This window comes from Croceibacterium selenioxidans (assembly GCF_018599195.1).
Classification (GTDB): Bacteria; Pseudomonadota; Alphaproteobacteria; order Sphingomonadales; family Sphingomonadaceae; genus Croceibacterium_A; species Croceibacterium_A selenioxidans.
Map to the genome: position 1 here is coordinate 421,669 of NZ_JAHFVK010000001.1, position 19,714 is coordinate 441,382.

18 protein-coding genes are annotated in these 19,714 nt (G+C 63.8%); 13 read left to right on the forward strand and 5 right to left on the reverse strand.

Translation table 11 applies throughout. The features are described 5' to 3' along the window. Positions 1–17 precede the first annotated feature (17 nt). The 3 genes from hemC to KK137_RS02030 are packed head-to-tail and all read left to right on the forward strand — an operon-like array spanning position 18 to position 2,564. Complete coding sequence (gene hemC / locus KK137_RS02020) at positions 18–947, forward strand: hydroxymethylbilane synthase (protein ID WP_214534382.1); 930 nt, start codon at positions 18–20, stop codon at positions 945–947. Further along, the gene (locus KK137_RS02025; RefSeq protein WP_338027930.1) at positions 944–1,633 is read left to right on the forward strand and encodes a uroporphyrinogen-III synthase; all 690 of its coding nucleotides are present in this window, start codon (positions 944–946) and stop codon (positions 1,631–1,633) included. The genes hemC and KK137_RS02025 overlap by 4 nt, the downstream gene beginning before the upstream one ends. A gap of 49 nt (positions 1,634–1,682) precedes the next feature. Then, positions 1,683–2,564, forward strand: a complete 882-nt coding sequence (locus KK137_RS02030) for a hypothetical protein (protein ID WP_214534383.1) — start codon at positions 1,683–1,685, stop codon at positions 2,562–2,564. Positions 2,565–2,583: 19 nt separating this feature from the next. On the opposite strand, the gene KK137_RS02035 is transcribed toward KK137_RS02030, so the two are convergent. Then, positions 2,584–3,798, reverse strand: a complete 1,215-nt coding sequence (locus tag KK137_RS02035) for an FAD-dependent monooxygenase (RefSeq protein ID WP_214534384.1) — start codon at positions 3,796–3,798, stop codon at positions 2,584–2,586. 28 nt (positions 3,799–3,826) lie between these two features. On the opposite strand from KK137_RS02035, the gene KK137_RS02040 reads away from it, so the two are divergent. Next, positions 3,827–5,866: a protein-disulfide reductase DsbD family protein gene (locus KK137_RS02040; RefSeq protein WP_214534385.1), complete on the forward strand. Its 2,040-nt coding sequence runs from the start codon at positions 3,827–3,829 to the stop codon at positions 5,864–5,866. On the opposite strand, the gene KK137_RS02045 is transcribed toward KK137_RS02040, so the two are convergent. Further along, complete coding sequence (locus KK137_RS02045; RefSeq protein ID WP_214534386.1) at positions 5,863–6,459, reverse strand: hypothetical protein; 597 nt, start codon at positions 6,457–6,459, stop codon at positions 5,863–5,865. The two genes, KK137_RS02040 and KK137_RS02045, sit on opposite strands and share 4 nt — an antisense overlap. A gap of 83 nt (positions 6,460–6,542) precedes the next feature. Then, positions 6,543–8,729: an excinuclease ABC subunit UvrB gene (uvrB, locus tag KK137_RS02050; RefSeq protein ID WP_214534387.1), complete on the reverse strand. Its 2,187-nt coding sequence runs from the start codon at positions 8,727–8,729 to the stop codon at positions 6,543–6,545. Between the two features lie 111 nt (positions 8,730–8,840). Here uvrB and KK137_RS02055 point away from each other — a divergent pair, with 111 nt between their 5' ends. The 7 genes from KK137_RS02055 (at position 8,841) to KK137_RS02085 (ending at position 15,394) form a co-directional block, all read left to right on the forward strand. Then, the gene (locus tag KK137_RS02055; protein WP_214534388.1) at positions 8,841–9,380 is read left to right on the forward strand and encodes a DUF3617 domain-containing protein; all 540 of its coding nucleotides are present in this window, start codon (positions 8,841–8,843) and stop codon (positions 9,378–9,380) included. A 189-nt stretch (positions 9,381–9,569) separates the two neighbouring features. Continuing rightward, complete coding sequence (locus KK137_RS02060) at positions 9,570–10,352, forward strand: esterase/lipase family protein (RefSeq protein WP_250893552.1); 783 nt, start codon at positions 9,570–9,572, stop codon at positions 10,350–10,352. 71 nt (positions 10,353–10,423) lie between these two features. Continuing rightward, positions 10,424–11,854, forward strand: a complete 1,431-nt coding sequence (locus tag KK137_RS02065) for a circularly permuted type 2 ATP-grasp protein (RefSeq protein WP_214534389.1) — start codon at positions 10,424–10,426, stop codon at positions 11,852–11,854. A 31-nt stretch (positions 11,855–11,885) separates the two neighbouring features. Next, complete coding sequence (locus tag KK137_RS02070; protein WP_214534390.1) at positions 11,886–12,830, forward strand: alpha-E domain-containing protein; 945 nt, start codon at positions 11,886–11,888, stop codon at positions 12,828–12,830. A gap of 17 nt (positions 12,831–12,847) precedes the next feature. Next, positions 12,848–13,663: a transglutaminase family protein gene (locus KK137_RS02075; RefSeq protein WP_214534391.1), complete on the forward strand. Its 816-nt coding sequence runs from the start codon at positions 12,848–12,850 to the stop codon at positions 13,661–13,663. A 66-nt stretch (positions 13,664–13,729) separates the two neighbouring features. After that, entirely contained in the window at positions 13,730–14,494 is a 765-nt protein-coding gene (locus KK137_RS02080) for a proteasome-type protease (protein ID WP_214534392.1), read from the forward strand. Between the two features lie 171 nt (positions 14,495–14,665). Then, positions 14,666–15,394: a response regulator transcription factor gene (locus KK137_RS02085; protein WP_214534393.1), complete on the forward strand. Its 729-nt coding sequence runs from the start codon at positions 14,666–14,668 to the stop codon at positions 15,392–15,394. Here the strand turns inward: KK137_RS02085 and KK137_RS02090 are convergent. After that, entirely contained in the window at positions 15,382–16,002 is a 621-nt protein-coding gene (locus KK137_RS02090; protein WP_338027934.1) for an extensin family protein, read from the reverse strand. The two genes, KK137_RS02085 and KK137_RS02090, sit on opposite strands and share 13 nt — an antisense overlap. 159 nt (positions 16,003–16,161) lie before the next feature. Continuing rightward, positions 16,162–16,671 carry a hypothetical protein gene (locus tag KK137_RS02095; protein WP_214534395.1) on the reverse strand — a complete coding sequence of 170 codons (510 nt, stop codon included), beginning with the start codon at positions 16,669–16,671 and terminating at the stop codon, positions 16,162–16,164. A 131-nt stretch (positions 16,672–16,802) separates the two neighbouring features. Here KK137_RS02095 and KK137_RS02100 point away from each other — a divergent pair, with 131 nt between their 5' ends. Both KK137_RS02100 and serA read left to right on the forward strand, forming a co-directional pair. Further along, positions 16,803–17,933, forward strand: coding sequence for a phosphoserine transaminase (locus tag KK137_RS02100; protein WP_214534396.1), 1,131 nt, complete (start codon positions 16,803–16,805; stop codon positions 17,931–17,933). A gap of 63 nt (positions 17,934–17,996) precedes the next feature. Continuing rightward, a complete protein-coding gene (serA, locus tag KK137_RS02105) occupies positions 17,997–19,580 on the forward strand; it encodes a phosphoglycerate dehydrogenase (RefSeq protein ID WP_214534397.1) in 1,584 nt (527 codons plus the stop codon). Positions 19,581–19,714 lie beyond the last annotated feature (134 nt).

Here is a 19,714-nt window from a genome sequence, read left to right on the forward strand (position 1 = left end):
TAGGGCAAGCCGACCTGATGCCCATAACACCACTCCTTAAGCTCGGCACACGCCGCTCGCCGCTCGCCATGGCCCAAGCCTACGAGGCCCGTTCCCGCCTGTGCGCCGCGCATGGCTGGGAAGAATCCGCCGTAGAGCTTATCCCTGTGGTCGCGAGCGGTGACAAGATCCAGGACCGCCCGCTAGCCGAAATCGGCGGCAAGGCGCTGTGGACGCGCGAACTCGACGCCTGGCTGGCCGAAGGCCAGATCGACGCGGCCGTCCATTCGCTCAAGGACGTAGAGACCTGGCGGCCCGACAGCTTCACGCTCGCCGCGATCCTGCCACGCGCCGACAAGCGTGACGTGCTGATCGGCGCGGCCACGATACACGCCCTGCCGCAAGGCGCGACCATCGGCACCAGCGCTCCCCGGCGGGCGGCGCAGCTGCTGCACTTGCGACCTGATTGCCGGGTCGTGACACTGAGGGGCAATGTCGCCACGCGCTTGGCCAAGCTCGCCGCGGGAGAATTTGACGCCACTTTCCTCGCCGCGGCGGGTTTGGTCCGTCTTGGCGAGACGGGTACCGGTCATCCGCTCGAGACCAAGGACTGGCTCCCCGCACCCGCGCAAGGCGCGATAGGCATCGAGTGTCGCACCGGGGACCAACGCGCGCGCGACCTATTGCAGGCCATCGACCACGCACCGAGCCGCGCCGAGGCGATGGCCGAGCGGGCGTTGCTGGCGGCACTTGGCGGCAATTGCCACAGTCCGATCGCGGTGGTGTGCGATCATTCTGGATCGATGCTCTCCATGCGCGCGGTCCTCTTCAGCCCCGACGGCGCCGAGCGCGTCGAAGGAGCGGCCAGCTTTTCAGCAGGAGATGACGATGGGCCGGCGCGTCTCGCCCAAGACCTCCTCGCCCGGGCGACGGCGGGAGTATCGGTTCACTTCACAGGGCCCAAGTGACCGCACTGATCCTCACCATCAGACCCGAACCGGGATGCTCGGCGACTGTCGAGGCCGGACGAGAAGTCGGCCTGACGATCGAAGGCTATCCGCTATTTGCGATCCGGCCGGTCGCCTGGAACCCACCCGCGCCTGAGACGATCGACGCGCTCCTTCTCGGGAGCGCCAACGCTGTGCGGCACGCAGGCTCGGCGCTCGAACAATACCGGGGCAAGCCGGTTTTCTCGGTGGGAGCGGCGACCGGAAAGGCGGCTGAGGCAGCGGGGTTTTCCGTTGCGGTCTGCGGGCAAGGAGTCCTGCAACCGGTGCTCGACACCCTCGCCGGGCAGAAACTGCGCCTCCTTCGAGTAACTGGAGCCGAGCACGTTCCCCTGCATCCCCCCGTCGGCATCTCAGTCGAAACGCGTATTGCCTACGAGAGTATCGGGCTGCCGCTCCCCGACGCTCTCGCCGGGCACCTGGCGAGCGGGGCCCTCGTGCTGGTCCACTCGGCTGCGGCGGCCCGGCATTTTGCCGCCGAATGCGACCGCTGTGGAGTGCCAAGGAACCGCGTCGCCATGGCGGTTCTTGGACCGCGAATTGCCGACGCGGCCGGTGACGGTTGGGCAGCCGTGCGATCCGCCCGGGTACCGGGGGAAGCTGCACTCTTGGCTTTGGCGTCCGATATGTGCCATGACCTCGATTGAGAAGGAGGTCGACGTCAAACAGGCGCGGTCTTGGGGCGCGAAGGATGATATGGACGAGGAACTCCTCACTCACGGGCGTTCTGCCGGCCGCAAGTCTGGCAATGGCCGTGTCCTTATAGGTGCCGCCCTCGGCGCCTTCCTGTTGGGTGGCGTCGCCACCTGGTACCTCGGCGGTTCGCCGGGCCTCTCCACGTCTGACTTGTTCGTGTTCCGGAAAGATCAGCCGGTTGTCGCCACGCCGGGCGTGCCGACCCGCGACCAGGCGGCCTCGCAGGCGATCTCCAATGAATACGCAGCGGATGGCCGGATGGACCAGCGTGTCGCGGCCATGGAGCAGCGCCTTACCGAGATCGACCTGCAGTCGCAGGCGGCAGCGGGTAACGCGGCTCGGGCAGAAGGGCTGCTCATCGCTTTCGCCACCCGCAGGGCTATCGAGCGGGGGGCGCCGCTCGGTTATCTGGCTGACCAACTCCAGGTGCGTTTCGGCGAAGCTCAGCCCCAGGCTGTGCAGACGGTCCTCGTCGCCTCGCGCGATCCCATCACGCTCGACCAGTTGCTCGCGCGGCTTGACGGGCTCGCGCCGCAGTTGACAAAGGCCCCGCAGACCGAAGGCGCCTTCAGTTGGATTTCAAGGGAGCTGTCCGAGCTGTTCGTCGTTCGACGGGAGGATTCACCGTCGCCGGCACCGGTGCAGCGGCTCGAAAGGGCGAGGCTGTTCCTCCAAAGCGGCCGGACAGAGGCGGCGATTTCCGAAGTCCGCAATTTGCCCAGTGCGGATGAGGCCTCCGGCTGGATCGCCGACGCACAACGCTACGCTGCAACTCAGCAAGCGCTCGAAGCGCTGGAAGCGGCCGCGATCCTCGAGCCGCGCGAATTGCGAGACGGGACGGGTAAACCGGTCGATCAGCCAAGCCCCGTCGTCGTGCGTTGAGGTAAGAGGGCGATCAGCCCTAGCCGCGCATCAGCTCCGGCAGGGTGCCGGACATCCCGCGGGCCTCATCCATGAACCAGTGCTTCAGCACCGGTGTGCGCTGCACCACGCCCATGCCAAATCGGCGAATGGCGCTGGGGAGTCGGCCCGGAATGCCGAACAGGCGCGTGAGGCCGTCGGTGGCAAAAGCGACCATGAAGCTGTCCAGCCCGCGCCAGCGTTCGTAGCGGGTGAGCGATTGCGCGTCGGCCGGATCGAGGCCCAGGCGCATGCCTTCAACCAGCACTTCAACCAGCGCACCCACGTCGCGTAGGCCGAGGTTGAGGCCTTGCCCGGCTATAGGGTGAATGCCGTGCGCGGCGTCGCCTACAAGGGCGAGGCGATGCTCGGTGATCTTCGCGGTGTGATGGAAGCCGAGCGGATAGGAGGACCGCGGCCCGTCGAGGGCGATGGCCCCGAACACGCCGTGCATCCGCTTGTCGACTTCGGCTAGGAACGCGCGATCGGAGAGAGCCAGAACTCCAGCGGCGTCCTTCTCGTTCACGGTCCAGACCAATGCGCTGCGGTGCTTCCCGTCGGGGGCGTCGAGCAAGGGCAACAGGGCGAAGGGACCTGCGGGATAAAAGATTTCCCACGCGACGTTGCCGTGTGGTTTTTCATGGGTCAGGCCAACGATGATCGCCCGGTGGCGGTAATCCCACTTGGCCACGGAAATCCCGGCGTCTTCGCGCGTGGGCGAATTGCGTCCCTCGGCTGCGACCATGAGCTTGGCCTCCAACCTCTCGCCACTGGCGAGGGTTGCGGCGACCTCGAATTCAAGGCGCTCGCGTTTGATCACTTCGGCCCGGGCGTGCCAGCTGATCAGCGGCTCGTCCTTGGCTGCTTCGAACAGAGCCAGCCGCAGCGAGCGGTTGGTAAACATCAGGCCGAGCGAGCCCTCGTGCGCTTCCGGCTGGAAGTCGATTCGTCCCGGCTTCATGCCGTCAGTCACCGCGATCGAAGCGATCGGACAACCGAAAGGCTCGAGAGCGGAGTCGAGCCCGATGTTGCTGAAGAGGTTCCAACTCGCGGTGGAAATGGCGGAGGCGCGGCCGTCGAACCCCTCGGCGGTCAGTTCCGCCGGATCGGCTCGGTCGATCACGTGGCTCGAGATACCTTTCCTCGCCGCTGCCAGAGCCAGGGTCATGCCTACCAGGCCGCCGCCGAGGATGAGGAGGTCGCGCTTGTCCGCCATGGCTCAGTCCCCTAGAGCGGAGATGACGATGCGCGCAAGCTTCATACCCTTCCTGAAAGCCGTGGTTCTGCTGATCGTGGCGACGCTCGCGCTGCCCGCGGCGGCGCAGCTGGCCGTTCCAGCCCAGGGCAATCACATTGCTGCCGAGCTTGTCGCCGCAGGACCAGTGGTGCCTGGCGAGGAACTGGACCTGGCATTGCTGTTCCGCCCCGAGCCGGGCTGGCACGGCTACTGGAAGAATCCCGGCGATGCCGGTCTCGGCATGGACCTCGAATGGCAGCTGCCCGAAGGCTGGAAGGCGGGCGAGCCGCTCTATCCGGTACCTCACAAGCTGCTGGTCGCCGGGTTGATGAACCATGTTTACGAGGGCGAATATGCGGTGCTCGTCCCGCTCGTCGTGCCTGCAAATGCTGCCGTGGCGAATATCACACCGATCGAGGTCAAGGCTAACTGGCTGGCCTGCACCGACAAGATTTGCGTACCTGAACAGGCCACGCTCACATTGCGCCTCGCGTCGGGTCAGGCGCCCGCCGATCCGCGCTTCGATCAATGGCGCGCGGCCTTGCCCCCGCTGCTCGATCAGAAAGCCAGCTTCGGGCTGACGGAAGACACGTTGCGGATCGCAATACCGATTCCGGCTTCGCTTGCGCTGGCAGAACCGCATGTGTTTCTCGGCAACGAACAGTTGATCGACTATGCGGCGGCTCAGGTCTTCCGCCGCGATGGCGATGTGCTCGTCGCCGAAATTCCTCGCAAGGGACTGGCACAAGACGCGCAAAGCCTATCCGGCATTCTCAAGCTCGACAACGAAGGCAACGGCATCACTTTCGATGCTGTGCCGGGCGAAGTACCGAGCGGTGGGTCGTTGATCGAGGGTTCGGGTGCGGGCCTTGCTCCGCTTTGGGTTCTTGTGGGCGGCGCGTTCCTTGGCGGGCTGATTCTCAACCTGATGCCATGCGTGTTCCCAATCCTCAGCCTCAAGGCGATGACGTTGGCTCGCGCCGGCGAAAGCGAGGCCGGGGCCCGTCGCGAAGGCGTGGCCTATACGGCGGGCGTGATGCTCGCATGCCTGGCGCTTGGCGGGCTGCTGCTGGCGCTGCGCGCAGGTGGCAGCGAAGTGGGCTGGGCGTTTCAGCTGCAGGAGCCTGGCGTGGTTGTCGCGCTGCTCGCACTCGCCGTGGCGATCACCGCGAACTTCGCCGGGCTCTACGAGCTGCCTTCTGTTTCGTTTACACGCTCGGGTGGCCGGTCGAGCGCGTTTGCCACGGGCCTGCTTGCGGCCTTCGTGGCTACGCCTTGCACAGGTCCATTCATGGCCGCTGCGATGGGTGCTGCGCTACTGCTGCCTTGGTGGCAAGGACTGTTCTTGTTTGCCGCGCTCGGGTTCGGACTGGCGCTGCCATTCCTGCTTCTCGGATTCGTGCCCGCGTTGAGACGTCTGCTGCCGAAGCCGGGTAAGTGGATGGATACATTCCGGCGCATTCTTGCGGTGCCGATGGGGCTCACCGCGCTGGCCCTGTTGTGGCTCGCCTGGCGCTTGGGTGGAAACTTGTTCGCTGTGTTCGCGGCGGTGGTGGCGCTGGCGTTCTTGGGCATCCTGGTGCTGGTGCAGCGCAAGGAGACGCGGCCATGGCTGTTCGCCGTGCCGGCTGTGGCGATCTTGAGTGCGGTGGCGGCGGTCGTGCTGCCTCATGCCTATCGCCCGACGACAGCGTCCGAAGAAAGCCTCCTCGCCGCCGTGCCCTTCAGCGACGCCAAGCTCGCCGAGGCGCGCGCCGCGGGCAAGCCCGTGTTCCTCTGGTTCACCGCTGACTGGTGCCTGACCTGCAAGGTCAACGAAGGCGTTGCGATCGAGCGCGAAGCAACTCGTGACGCTTTTGCAAAGGCCGGAGTCGTGGCGATGCGGGGAGACTGGACGCGGCGGGATCCGGCGATCACCCGCTTCCTTACCGAGAATGGCGTTGCTGGAGTGCCGCTTTACCTGTGGTACGCACCCGGCAAGGACGGCGAGATACTTCCTCAGGTCTTGACGCCCGACAGCCTTATCGCGCGAGCGGCGAAGAGTTAACGGCCCGCAGGCGGGGTCTTGAGGGCGTCTGCCGCCTTCTCCACCGCCTGGACTTGCTGCAAACGCCCACCTGCGCGACACCAGTTGACGAATTCGCTCGGGACGCGGCTGCCTCCCATTTTCAAGGTCCCCCCGCCGGGCAAGGTCGCCTCCAGCTCGTGTGTACCGGTAAACACGTCGAGCAGCGGATCGCGGGCCTCGAGCGCTGCCTCCCAACGCCATTCCCCCTCATGGAGAGCCGCATCGGCCTTGAACCGCGAGATGGTTCCGTTGCCGATGACGGGGAACAGCGCCTTCTGCCCAGGCCGCGTGCCGACGTGCCGGATGACGGTAAGCCGTGCCGGAGTAGCCTTCAGGTTGCACACCAGGGACAACATCGGCTCACCCGTCCGCCCGAAGCTTATAGCCTGGCCGTTGTCGCTGACCGTCCATCCCGCGTCCTTCGAGTCGGGCGATGGAAGGGGTTCGCTCGGCGGCTGGCGCACGGTGTCGAGCGAGATGCGTTGCGCCGCCTCCGGCGTATCGGCATCCCCCCCGCAGGCCGAGAGAATCACACAGAGGGCAAGGATCGAAGCAGTCTGGAAGCGAACCATGGTGCCTGATGGCGGGCGCGCCTTCCGGTTTCAAGAATTAGCAGCCGGGCTATCCTCAAACGTTTCAATCGAGAGGCGAGCCGTTACCGCCCCCACTTCCGCTGGGTCTTGCCGTAACGCATCTTGCGCGTGCCGGGCTTGCCCTCGTTGCTGCGTCCCACGACCGGCGCCTTCTTCTGGTCGTCCGGCAGGCCGAGTTCCTCGTTCTCCAGGCGCCTGATCTCGTCGCGCAGGCGTCCGGCCTCCTCGAATTCAAGATCGGCGGCGGCGGCGCGCATGCGCTTTTCCAGATCCTCGATGTAGGCTCGCAGGTTGTGGCCGACGAGGTTGTTACGCTCGTCGTCTCCAGTCTCGATGAGGACGCTGTCGCGGCTGGCGACATTGGCCACGATGTCGGCGATGCCGCGCTTGATCGTCGTCGGAGTGATGCCGTGCTCGGCGTTGTAGGCTTCCTGCCTCTCGCGCCGGCGATCGGTCTCGGCCATGGCGCGTTCCATGCTACCGGTGATGCGGTCGGCGTAGAGGATCACTTTGCTGTCAACGTTTCGCGCGGCGCGGCCGATCGTCTGGATCAGGCTGGTCTCGGAGCGCAGGAACCCTTCCTTGTCGGCGTCGAGGATGCAAACGAGCCCGCACTCGGGAATATCGAGTCCCTCGCGCAGCAGGTTGATGCCGACGAGCACGTCATAGACCCCGAGCCGCAAGTCGCGGATCAGCTCGATGCGTTCCAGGGTCTCGACGTCCGAGTGCATGTAGCGAACCCGCAGCCCCGCCTCGTGCATGAACTCGGTCAGGTCCTCCGCCATACGCTTGGTCAGCGTCGTGACGAGCGTGCGGTAGCCCTTCTGCGCGGTCAGGCGGCATTCGGTGATGCAGTCCTGCACCTGGTCCTCGACCGGGCGTATCTCGACTGGCGGGTCGATCAGGCCCGTCGGGCGGATGATCTGTTCGGCAAAGACACCACCGGTCTGCTCCATCTCCCAGCCGCCGGGCGTCGCCGAGACCGCGAAAGTCTGCGGGCGCATGGCATCCCACTCATTGAAACGCAGCGGCCGGTTGTCGATGCAGCTCGGGAGGCGAAAACCGTATTCGGCCAAGGTCAGCTTACGGCGATGATCGCCCCGTGCCATGGCGCCTATCTGCGGGATCGTCTGGTGACTTTCGTCGACAAAGAGCAGGGCGTTCTCCGGCAGATATTCGAACAGCGTCGGGGGAGGTTCGCCAGGAAGGCGCCCGGTGAGGAAGCGACTGTAGTTCTCGATCCCTGCGCACGAGCCGGTGGCGGCAATCATCTCGAGATCGAACATGGTGCGTTGTTCCAGCCGCTGGGCTTCCAGCAGCCGGCCCTCCGCATGGAGTTCCTTCAGGCGCTCGGCGAGTTCGAAGCGGATCGCTTCCATCGCCTGCTTCATGGTCGGGCCAGGAGTGACGTGGTGGGAGTTGGCGAACACCGCCACCGCGTCGAGGCTCGCGCCTTTCTGGCCGGTCAGTGGGTCGAACTCGCTAATCTCTTCGATATCGTCGCCGAAGAACGACACTCGCCAGGCCGTGTCTTCGTAGTGGCTCGGAAAGATTTCCAGGCTGTCACCGCGCACCCGGAAGTTGCCGCGGGCGAAGGCGGTGTCGTTGCGCTTGTACTGCAGCGCTACCAGCTTCCTGATGATCTCGCGCTGGTCGACGGATTGGCCCTTCTTGAGGTCGAAGGTCATCGCCGAATAGGTCTCGAGGCTGCCGATACCGTAGAGGCAAGAAACCGAAGCGACGATGATGACATCGTCCCGCTCGAGCAGCGCGCGAGTGGCCGAGTGGCGCATCCGGTCGATCGCCTCGTTCACCGAGCTTTCCTTCTCGATGTAGGTGTCGGACCGGGGCACGTAGGCTTCGGGCTGGTAATAGTCGTAGTAGCTGACGAAGTACTCGACCGCGTTTTCCGGGAAGAAGCTCTTGAACTCGCCGTAGAGCTGCGCGGCGAGGATTTTGTTCGGCGCTAGTACCAGCGCGGGGCGCTGCAGTTCCTCGATCACCTTGGCCATGGTGAAAGTCTTGCCGCTGCCGGTAACGCCGAGCAGGACCTGCGTGGCCTCTCCCTCCTGTGCAGAGTCGACCAGCTCCCGGATTGCCGTCGGTTGGTCGCCGGCGGGCTGATAGTCGGAGACCAGCGTGAACTTGCGCCCGCCGAGAGCTTTCTCGGGACGCTGCGGTTTGTGCGGGGTGAAGGACCCGGACGTATCCGGTTCCTCCAGCCCGCGACGGATTACGAGCTCGGCCATGTGTACGAATATGGAACACGGGAGGCGCCATCGCAATCGTTGGCAGCAAAGGCAGAGGCTGTTAGCGTGCTGGTCGAGGGCCGGATGCTCCGGTAACAAGGGGAGATCTCGATGCGTGCGATCCACACACTGCCGCTGGTTGCGGCCATCCTGCTGGCGGCCTGCGGAAGCAACGACGATACCAAAGGCGAGGGATTGTCCCCGGAGCAGGTGGCTGACGAGGCCGGCGATCTGGTGACGCCGCGTCCCGGCCAATACAAGACCACGCTCGAGCTGTTGGAATTCGACGCGCCCGGAATGCCGGATTCGGCCAAGCAGCAAATGCAGCAGGTCTTCGCCGGTGGGCTTGCCCAGGGCAACACGTTTTGCATGACCGAGGAAGACGCGGCGAAGAACGGGCCCGAGCAGATGGTCAAGAACCTGGCTGAAAGCGATTGCGAGGTGAAGAAGTTCAACGTCTCGGGCAACGAAGTCGTCGCGGAGATGCAATGCGCCGGTCAGGGCGGGACCACGAACAGCGTCAAGATGCAGGGTGAGATGACCGCCGAAAGCTCCACCATGACGATGGACATGAACCAGGAGCTGCCGAATGTGGGCGCGGTGAACATGAAGATGCGGGTCAACTCCAACCGTATCGGGGAGTGTGCCTGAGCCGTTTCTGAAAGGGCCAGCGCGCTAGGCGCTGGCTTTCAACCAACGGCGGACCGCTTGCAGGTGACTCCCGCGCGCTTTCGTAGGGCGCGCGAGTTCCACATTACGGCTTCGAGACGCCGGTAGCGGGAACCTTGCCTGTCTGTGACGTTCATGCTGCAATCAGTCAGCTTGATTACAGTGACACCCATGGCAACCAACGCTGCAACTCTTCGCCGACAGATCCCCGAGGCAGCCGTCATTCGCGATGCCCTCACGCGGCGCGTGGCGCTGGCGCGCGAGAAGGCTCCGGAGAATGTGCATGGGCCTGCCCTGCCATACCTCCTGGGCGAAATGCTCTCTCCGTTGGAACCGCTGCGCCGCCGCTTTCGCGCACCGTTCGAACTGCCCCGCAGCGCCAATCCGCGCGTGGTGATGCTGCTGCCGGGTTTCGGCACGCACCCGTTCCGCATGCGCTACATGGCAGAACAGCTCGAAAGGGCAGGCCATAAGGTCAAGCGCTGGGGTCTGGGTTTCAACCTCGGTCCAACGGAAGAGAATTTCGCGCTGCTCGAAAAGCGGCTGAAGCAGATTCACGGGCGCTATGGTCAGGACGTCGTACTCGTCGGCTGGAGCTTGGGCGGTGTGTTCGCGCGCGAAATCGCCAAGCGCAATCCGGACCTCGTGGCCAAGGTCATCACCATGGGCTCCCCGTTCTCAGGTACGCCCTATGCGAACAATGCCTGGCGTATTTATCACCTCGTTACCGGACATTCGGTGGAGCAACCGCCGGTTGCGGCGGACATGGCTGCCAAGCCGCCGGTGGAGACCGTGGCGCTGTGGAGCCCGCGTGACGGGATCGTCTCACCGCGCAGTTCCTGCGGTCGCGCGGGCGAACGTGATCGGGCGATAGCCCTACGTTGCACGCACCTGGGATTTGCTAACTCGGCCGAAGCCATCGAGGCGGTCGCAAGGGAGCTCGAACGAGCCTGATTTTGTAGCCGAAAACTACTCTTGGCGGCGACGCCGAAGCGTGCCATGTTGCACTGCAAAACAAGGCAAGCATGAACGCGACGAGTTCAGATCAGTTCGACGAAATGCAGGCGCCCGACGGGGCCGTGCGCCACGCCTACCGTGATTATCAGCAGTGGCTGTCGGAGCAGGACCAGGCGTGGATGCGCCGCAAGGGTTTCGAAGCCGAAAGCTTCTTCCGCCGCACCGGCATAACCTTCAACGTCTATGGCGAGGATGACGCCGAAGAGCGGCTGATCCCATTCGACATCGTGCCTCGGATCCTGACGGGCAGCGAATGGCGCCGGCTGTCGCGTGGGATCGAGCAAAGGGTGCGGGCGCTCAACGCGTTCATGCACGATCTCTACCATCGGCAGGAGATCATCCGTTCGGGCCGTCTGCCAGAGCGTCTATTCCGCCACAACAGCGCCTGGCTGCCGCAGATGGTCGGATTTACGCCTCCGGGCGGGGTCTATACCCACATCGTCGGTATCGACCTGGTCCGCACCGGTCCGGACGAATTCCTGGTTCTCGAGGACAACGCCCGCACCCCCTCGGGTGTCAGCTACATGCTCGAAAACCGCGAAACGATGATGGCGATGTTCCCCGAGCTGTTTGCCCGGGTGAAAGTGCAACCCGTTTCCAACTATCCCAGGCGCCTCGGCAAGAGCCTGGCTGCTTGCGCTCCAGCCGGTTTATCCGACAACCCCACCATCGCGGTCCTTACCCCCGGCATCTACAACTCAGCCTACTTCGAGCACGCGTTCCTGGCCGACCAGATGGGCGCCGAGCTTGTCGAGGGGTCCGATCTCAGGGTGTTCGACGGCCGGGTCCAGATGCGCACGACGCGAGGTTATCATCCGATCGACGTGCTTTACCGTAGGGTCGACGACGACTTCCTGGATCCGCTGACCTTCAATCCGACAAGCGTGTTGGGCGTGCCGGGGATCATGGACGTCTATCGCGCGGGCCGCGTCACGATTGCCAACGCGCCGGGAACGGGGATCGGCGATGACAAGGCGATCTATTCGTTCATGCCGGAAATTGTCGAGTTCTATACTGGCGAGAAGCCGATCCTTCCCAATGTGCAGACCTGGCGTTGTGCCGATGCCGACAGCCTCAAGTACGTGCTCGACCATTTGACGGAACTGGTGGTGAAGGAAGTCCATGGCTCGGGAGGCTATGGCATGTTGATCGGCCCCGCGGCGAGCAAGCGCGAACTGGTCGAGTTCCGCGCTAAGCTGGAGGCCAATCCTGCGAACTACATCGCTCAGCCGACGCTGGCGCTATCGACCTGCCCGATCCTCACGCAGCGCGGCCTGGCCCCACGGCACGTCGACTTGCGGCCGTTCGTGCTCGTCTCGCCCGACGGCGTCGAGATTACGCCCGGCGGGTTGACCCGGGTGGCGCTGAAGAAGGGCTCGCTGGTGGTCAATTCGAGCCAGGGCGGCGGAACCAAAGACAGCTGGGTGCTGGACGACTGATGGCCGAGCGACCCACCTGCAAGGACACACAATGCTAGGGCGCGTCGCCAACGGCATCTTCTGGATGTACCGTTATCTGGAGCGGGCGGAGAACACCGCCCGCCTGCTTGCGGCGGGCCATCGGATGGCGCTCACCCGGGGCCCCGATGCCGAGACCGAAGAATGGCGTTCGGTTCTCCACACGCTGGGGCTGCTGCAGAGCTACGAGGCAAGCTTCAGTGACTTCTCGGGCGCGCACGTCAGCGACTTCGTGCTGCGTTCGAAGGCCAATCCCGAAAACGTTCTCTCGATGTTCGAGAGGGCGAGGGTCAATGCCCGGACTTGCCGGTCGGCGATTACGCTGGAGGTGTGGGAAGCGGTCAATGAAGGCTGGATGACGCTGCGCGATATGCTCGCTCGTCCGGTGCGCGAATCCGGGTTGGGGCACGCCTTGGCGGCGGTCCGTCGCGAGTCCACCCTGGCAAGAGGCGCGACGCATGGCTCGATGATGCGTAACGAGACTTACTACTTCGCCCGCGCCGGCACCTTCCTCGAGCGGGCGGACAACACGGCGCGTATTCTCGACGTGAAGTATTACCTGTTGCTGCCGTCGCTCTCCTACGTCGGTACAGTCCTCGACACCGCGCAGTGGGACAATGTGCTGCGGTCCCTGTCCGGAGAGCGCGCTTATCGCTGGCTTAACGCGGGGCGGATGGATGCGCGCTCGATCGCCCAGTTCGTCGTGCTCGACGACCGTTTTCCGCGCAGCCTGGCGTTTTCCTATGCGACAATGCGCGAGAATCTCGGGGCGTTGGCGCGGCTGCACGGTCACGAGGGGCCGGCCGACGCGCTGATGCGGCAAGTCGATCAGCAGCTGACGGGCAAGACCATCGAAGAGATCTTCGACCAGGGGCTGCACGAGTTCCTGCTGCAGTTCATCCTTCGCAACCGTTCGGTCGCTACGGCGATTGCCGAGCAATATCGTTTCACCGCCTGAGGTCGGGACTGACAGCCATGCGCCTCGCCATTCGCCATACGACACGGTACCGCTTCGCGGAGCCGGTTGCCTACGGGCTCCAGCGGCTGCGGCTCATCCCCAAGGGAACGCAGGGGCAGACCGTTCTCGACTGGACGATGGAATACGAAGGCGCGCGCGAAGAGCTGAGTTACGACGATCAGAATTTCAATCACGTGACGCTGGTGTCGGTGATCGAGGGGGCAACGGAAGTCGTCATCTCCTGTCGGGGTACCGTCGTTACCGAAGATCGGGCCGGTGTCCTTGGACAGCACGCGGGCCATCTGCCCTTATGGGCCTTTCTCGGCCATACGAAGCTCACTCAACCCGGTCCGCGCATCAAGCAGCTCGTGGCCTCCGTGGGGCACAGCGACGATGGCGTTGTGGCGACGTTGCACAATCTTTCCGCCGCCATCCGCGAGCGTGTAATCTACGATACCGGTCACACGATGGTTGATACCACCGCCGAGGACGCAGTGGCCGCGGGCCATGGGGTGTGCCAGGATCACGCGCAGATATTCATCGCCGCAGCGCGATGCCTCGAAGTTCCCGCGCGTTATGTCAGCGGCTACCTGATGATGAACGACCGCGTGGAGCAGGAAGCGACCCATGCGTGGGCGGAAGCCTGGCTCGATGGCCTCGGCTGGGTTGGCTTCGACGTTTCCAACGGTATCAGCCCCGATCCGCGCTATGTCCGCCTTGCCACCGGACGCGATTATGCCGATGCGGCTCCCATCTCTGGCATAAACTATGGCGCCGTGACCGCGGACCTGTTTGTCGCACTGGCAGTGGAACAGCAGACCGTACAACAGTAACAGAGGGCGGCGGCCGATCGGCCGCGCAACTCGGGCCACTCGACAGGGCAGCAACAGGGGCAGGACATGACGTATTGCGTAGGGATGAAGCTCGACGACGGTCTCGTCCTGATGAGCGATACCCGTACCAATTCGGGCGTCGACAACATCTCGGTCTTTCGCAAGATGTTCCATTGGACGAAACCGGGCGAGCGGCTGATCGCGATGATGACGGCCGGCAATCTCGCGACGACCCAAGCGGTCATCAGCAAGCTCGAAGAGCGATCGAAAGCGCCGGACGACAGGCAGAACTCCTTGCTCGAACTGCCAACCATGTTCCAGGTCGCCGCCGAAATCGGAAAGCTCCTGCGAGAGACCGTGCGCGAGATTCAGGACGAAAACGGCATGCAGGGCATGGGGCGCTTCACGGCCTCCATCATCGTGGCCGGGCAGATCAAGGGCATGGAGCCACGGCTGTTCATGATCTATCCGGAAGGAAACTTCATCGAAGCCAGCTTCGACACGCCCTTCTTCCAGATCGGAGAGACCAAGTACGGTCGCCCGATCCTGGTCCGCGGTTACGACAAGGACATGAGCTTCGAGGACGCGGTCAAGCTGCTGTTCCTCAGCTTTGACTCAACGCTCAAGGCGAACCTTTCGGTGGGACTTCCATTCGATCTGCTGGTCGTCAAACGAGATGAGTTCAAACCGCTGCACGAGCGCCGGATCGAGTACGGCGATCCGTATTTTGACTCGATATCATCGGGCTGGGGCGAAGCGCTGCGGAGCGCATTCCATGTGCTTCCGGACTACACTTTTTACCAGAACGCGCCAGCCGCGAAAACTAAGTAGTTTTACGTATATTGTTGAAAATATTGGGGATAACTCCGGTAATCTCATCCAGAATGGAGGTATATTTACCTAGGGGATAAGCCGTATATCCCTTCGTAACCATAGGGATTCACACCGAAACCGATGGGCCTCCTGATGCACGAGTGCGTTGTCGGCGGCATCGTGTTGTCCATGAAAAGGACGACCCTTCACATCGTTGGCGGCGACAGCCGCTCCCGCGCCGAGCAGGCCCGTATCGCTTTCGCGTTGGGCCATCATGCGGAAGTCTATTCAGAGTTCGAGGAACTGGTCGACAGACCGCCGAACGAAGGGATCATCATTGCAGCCGATGACGGTGAGGCGGGCATGACCGGTTCGCTCATCAAGAAGTTCGGCGAACACGGCATCTGGCTTCCGGTGGTGGTTGCCTCTGACGAGCCGAAGATCGAGCGGGCCGTTTCCGCGATCAAGGCCGGTGCTATCGACTATCTGACTCTACCGCTGGAGATGGGCAGCTTCGTGCGTCGCCTGGCGGGAATCATCGCAGAGTCCCGCGAATACTCCGAACGTCGCCGGCGCGAAGTCTTCGCCCGCCGTTCGATCGCCATGCTCAGCCGTCGTGAACATGAAGTGCTCGAGCTGCTGAGCGCGGGGCGGTCCAACCGCGAGATCGGCAGCCTGCTCGACATCAGCCCGCGCACGGTTGAAATCCACCGTGGGAATATGATGACCAAGCTTGCCGCGGGTCACATTGCCGACGCGATCCGCCTGTGGCTCGACGCCCAGTTCGAACTGCCTGCGACGCTGCCCGCGAACGCGAACGACGACATCAAGATCGACCAGGCGGTCGTTGCCGGACGCATCCGGTCAAAGCGGACCACGGCACGCGCGCTGCGCGAGGCCCATCGTCAGCGGCAGTAGGCCTTGGTCCCAATGACTCCCTCCACGTGGAGGTGGTCGTTGTGGGCGGAATTGTAGTCGGGCCCCAGCACCGTATCGAACCGTTTGCACGCGCTTTGCTGCACGGTGCGGAGGAATTGCTGTTCCTTCTCGGTACCACCGAACCAGCCGCCCTTTACGGTAATCCGCCGTCCATCCTCGAGCACGAAACCCGAGACATCGATCGCCGCGCCGGTGGCGTGACCTGAGCGCCGCCCCGTGCCGGCGACATTGCGGCATGAATAGCTGCCCATCGTTTCGATCGTCCGAACCGGGGAGCCGAGAATTTGTCTCGCCGCGCGATCGACACCGTAGCGAGCCCAACCGCTGAACACCTGGCTGACTTCACAAGTCACCGGACCGATGTTCGACAGCCCCAGGTTGGCGCTGTCGGAGGCCAGGCTGCTAAGTTGGACCGAGCCCAGCAGACTGCAGCCCTGGCCTAGATACTGATCGTCCAGCGGTGTGTAGTGCGCCCCCATCTGCACGAGCCGGGACAGGCATTGTCCTGCCTCCGCGCTTCGTGGGGCCGGGAGAGCGAGCGGCTTGCTCGAACTCGCGGTGGTCTGCCGCCCACGTTCCTCGGGCACCGCGGAGCAACCCGCGACCAAGGCCGCGCAAATCAAGGCAAGTCCCGTCCTGACCATCTAACGCCATGATATCACGGCCTTCGATCCCAAGGAATCCCCTGAGACTACTTTCAGGGCGCGATCAGGGCGCGTAAGGCTCCGCACGCGCCGCCGGGCGCCTCAGGACTTACCGTTGTGAACGGCCTGGCTTTTCAAGGTGGCGCTGTTGGAAGCGAGCGAGTGGAGGTAGTGATGCCTCTCGTCGGACCCGGAGCGAAGCATTCCCAGATGTTCGCGCTGAGCTTCGGTTAGCCTGAACTTCACGTAGCCGCGTTCGATCAGGCATCGGTCGACGATCGATTGCAGGGCCTTGCGCAATTCCTCGATCCGTTCGGGAGCGCGGACGCTGTGGTTGATCTGCGCATAGGCATTGGCCTGGGCGAGGTAATCCGATGAGGTTCTGTCTGCTGTTTCCAGCCGGCGAGTACCCGTGACGAATACCTTCGCCTGCTCAGTGTCGGAAACGTCGGCGTAATAAGCCAGCTCGGCGCATTCCACCGAGTCGGCACGATAGGTTTCGAAGTCGACGCCCGCGCGACCCCAGCTCTCTTCAGGCTTGGGGGCTGAGTGGGCAGGGCTCGCAAGGGCAAATGCAATTGTTGCGGACAATGCCAGGTGAACGAAGCGCATAGCGTCCTCCTTACCTAGGTTGCCGCAAAGATATTCCATTTCGTCCTTGCGGCCAAGGATGCTCGTCTCTAAGGGCCGCCGCGGGCCACGCGGTCCCAACGCCGCGCGTGCTCTCTGCAAGGAGAGACTACATGTCTGAGATTACGTTGCCGACGCGCAAACCCGCGCGTCCGTTCTTTTCTTCCGGTCCCTGCGCGAAGCCGCCGGGATATTCCCCTGACAAGCTCGCCACCGAATCGCTGGGCCGCTCGCACCGCGCCAAGATCGGCAAGTCGCGCCTTCAATACTGCATCGACCTGATGCGCGAAGTGCTGCAGCTGCCCGATACGCACCGCATCGGTATCGTGCCCGGATCCGACACCGGCGCCTTCGAGATGGCCATGTGGACCATGCTCGGCGCTCGCGGTGTGACGGCGCTTGCTTGGGAAAGCTTCGGTGAAGGTTGGGTCACCGATGTCGTCAAGCAGCTCAAGATCGAAGCGAACGTGATGCGCGCCGATTACGGCCAACTCCCCGACCTCGACAAGGTCGACTGGTCGGATGACGTCCTGTTTACCTGGAACGGCACCACGTCCGGCGTTCGCGTTCCCGACGCCGAATGGATCCCGGCCGACCGGCAGGGCCTCAGCTTCGCCGATGCCACCAGCGCCGTGTTCGCCTACGACATCCCGTGGGACAAGATCGATGTCGCCACCTTCTCCTGGCAGAAGGTGCTGGGTGGCGAGGGTGGCCATGGCGTGCTGATCCTCGGCCCGCGCGCCGTCCAGCGGCTGGAGGAATACACCCCCTCCTGGCCGCTGCCGAAGGTGTTCCGCCTCATGTCGAAGGGCAAGCTCGCTGAAGGCGTGTTCAAGGGCGAAACCATCAACACTCCCTCGATGTTGGCGGTCGAAGACGCGATTTGGGCCCTCGAATGGGCAAAGGGTCTCGGCGGCCTCAAGGGCCTTCAGGCTCGATCCAACGCCAACGCCGCTGCCCTCGACAAGATCGTGGCGGAGCGTGACTGGCTCGGTCACCTCGCGGTCGACCATGGTACCCGTTCCAAGACCTCGGTCTGCCTGACTGTCGAGGGCGCCGACGCCGATTTCATCAAGGCCTTCGCCGGCCTGCTTGAGAAGGCCGACGCCGCTTACGACATCGCCGGATACCGCGACGCCCCTCCGGGCCTGCGCATCTGGTGCGGCGCGACCGTCGACACGGCGGATATCGAAGCGCTCGGTCCCTGGCTCGATTGGGCCTGGGCTTCGCTCAAGGCGGCCTGAACCCGTTTCCGGCGGACCTGAGGGTCCGCCGAACCACTCAATTGCTATTTGCAGGAGGCTTTCATGACGAAGCCCAAAGTTCTCATTTCCGACAAAATGGATCCCAACGCCGCGCGCATTTTCGAAGAGCGGGGCTGCGAAGTGGACGTCATCACCGGCAAGACCCCGGAAGAGCTCAAGGAAATCATCGGCCAGTACGACGGCCTGGCGATCCGCAGCTCGACCAAGGTGACCAAGGAAATCATCGACGCGGCCACCAACCTCAAGGTGATCGGCCGCGCCGGCATCGGCGTCGACAACGTCGACATCCCCTATGCCAGCTCCAAGGGCATCGTGGTGATGAATACCCCGTTCGGCAACTCGATCACCACCGCCGAGCACGCTATTGCGCTGATGTTCGCGCTGGCTCGTCAGCTTCCGGAAGCCAATGCCCAGACCCAGGCGGGCCTGTGGCCGAAGAACGGCTTCATGGGCGTCGAAGTCACTGGGAAGACTCTCGGCCTGATCGGCGCCGGCAACATTGGCTCGATCGTCGCCGACCGGGCCCATGGCCTGCGCATGAAGGTCGTTGCCTACGATCCGTTCCTGTCGCCCGAGCGTGCGGTTGAGATGGGCGTGGAGAAGGTCGAGCTCGACGACCTGCTGGCCCGTGCCGACTTCATCACGCTGCACACGCCGTTGACCGACCAGACCCGCAACATCCTCAGCCGCGAGAACCTCGCCAAGACCAAGAAGGGCGTGCGCATCGTCAACTGCGCTCGCGGTGGTCTGGTCGACGAGGAAGCGCTCAAGGATTTGCTCGATTCCGGCCACGTCGCCGGTGCCGCGCTCGACGTGTTCGTGACCGAGCCGGCCAAGGAGCACGCGCTGTTCGGCACGCCGAACTTCGTGGCGACCCCGCACCTCGGCGCCTCGACTAACGAAGCGCAGGTCAACGTCGCGCTGCAGGTCGCCGAGCAGCTCAGCGACTACCTGGTCAATGGCGGCGTCACCAACGCGCTCAACGTGCCTTCGCTGAGCGCCGAAGAGGCGCCGAAGCTCAAGCCCTACATGGCGCTGGCCGAAAAGCTGGGCAGCCTGGTCGGCCAGCTGACCACCGGCTCGGTACCGCGGGTTTCGATCCACACCGAAGGTCATGCCAACGAGCTCAATATCAAGCCGATGGTTGCCGCCGTGCTGGCCGGGTTCCTGCGCGAGCAGTCGGACACGGTGAACATGGTCAACGCCCCGTTCCTGGCCAAGGAGCGCGGCATCGAGGTGCGTGAAGTGCGGACCGAGAAGGAAGGCGATTACCACACGCTGCTGCGCGTTTCGGTCAAGACCGATGCGGGTGAACGCTCGGTTGCGGGCACGCTGTTCAGCAACGCCGAGCCGCGCCTTGTCGAACTGTTCGGCATCAAGGTCGAGGCCGAACTGGCGGGCCACATGATGTACATCGTCAACGAGGACGCTCCGGGCTTCATTGGCCGCATCGGCACGCTCCTGGGTGAAAACGGCATCAACATCGGCACTTTCAACCTTGGCCGTCGCGAAGCCGGTGGCGAGGCGGTATTGCTGCTGTCTGTCGACGGCGAAGTTCCGGCCCACGTGCTGGAGAAGGCCCGCACCCTGCCGGGCGTCAAGCGCGCCATGGCGCTGGCGTTCTGAACAACCTTGAACCGCTCACCCTTCGCATGAGAAGGGTGAGCGGCTAGGGCCTGCCTTGGGGGGTTGGAAACATCGTGATAGCAGAGGGAAGCTCGCTGGGTAGGAGCGACACGCAGCGCGGGCTTGGTTGCCCG

What these genes read in the sequence shown, in the direction of transcription:
- hemC (WP_214534382.1), top strand. Translation starts at nt 18, where the DNA reads ATGCCCATAACACCACTCCTTAAGCTCGGCACACGCCGCTCGCCGCTC.
- KK137_RS02030 (WP_214534383.1), top strand. Translation starts at nt 1,683, where the DNA reads ATGGACGAGGAACTCCTCACTCACGGGCGTTCTGCCGGCCGCAAGTCT.
- KK137_RS02035 (WP_214534384.1), bottom strand. Translation starts at nt 3,798, where the DNA reads ATGGCGGACAAGCGCGACCTCCTCATCCTCGGCGGCGGCCTGGTAGGC.
- KK137_RS02040 (WP_214534385.1), top strand. Translation starts at nt 3,827, where the DNA reads ATGCGCGCAAGCTTCATACCCTTCCTGAAAGCCGTGGTTCTGCTGATC.
- KK137_RS02045 (WP_214534386.1), bottom strand. Translation starts at nt 6,459, where the DNA reads ATGGTTCGCTTCCAGACTGCTTCGATCCTTGCCCTCTGTGTGATTCTC.
- uvrB (WP_214534387.1), bottom strand. Translation starts at nt 8,729, where the DNA reads ATGGCCGAGCTCGTAATCCGTCGCGGGCTGGAGGAACCGGATACGTCC.
- KK137_RS02055 (WP_214534388.1), top strand. Translation starts at nt 8,841, where the DNA reads ATGCGTGCGATCCACACACTGCCGCTGGTTGCGGCCATCCTGCTGGCG.
- KK137_RS02060 (WP_250893552.1), top strand. Translation starts at nt 9,570, where the DNA reads ATGGCAACCAACGCTGCAACTCTTCGCCGACAGATCCCCGAGGCAGCC.
- KK137_RS02065 (WP_214534389.1), top strand. Translation starts at nt 10,424, where the DNA reads ATGAACGCGACGAGTTCAGATCAGTTCGACGAAATGCAGGCGCCCGAC.
- KK137_RS02070 (WP_214534390.1), top strand. Translation starts at nt 11,886, where the DNA reads ATGCTAGGGCGCGTCGCCAACGGCATCTTCTGGATGTACCGTTATCTG.
- KK137_RS02075 (WP_214534391.1), top strand. Translation starts at nt 12,848, where the DNA reads ATGCGCCTCGCCATTCGCCATACGACACGGTACCGCTTCGCGGAGCCG.
- KK137_RS02080 (WP_214534392.1), top strand. Translation starts at nt 13,730, where the DNA reads ATGACGTATTGCGTAGGGATGAAGCTCGACGACGGTCTCGTCCTGATG.
- KK137_RS02085 (WP_214534393.1), top strand. Translation starts at nt 14,666, where the DNA reads ATGAAAAGGACGACCCTTCACATCGTTGGCGGCGACAGCCGCTCCCGC.
- KK137_RS02095 (WP_214534395.1), bottom strand. Translation starts at nt 16,671, where the DNA reads ATGCGCTTCGTTCACCTGGCATTGTCCGCAACAATTGCATTTGCCCTT.
- KK137_RS02100 (WP_214534396.1), top strand. Translation starts at nt 16,803, where the DNA reads ATGTCTGAGATTACGTTGCCGACGCGCAAACCCGCGCGTCCGTTCTTT.
- serA (WP_214534397.1), top strand. Translation starts at nt 17,997, where the DNA reads ATGACGAAGCCCAAAGTTCTCATTTCCGACAAAATGGATCCCAACGCC.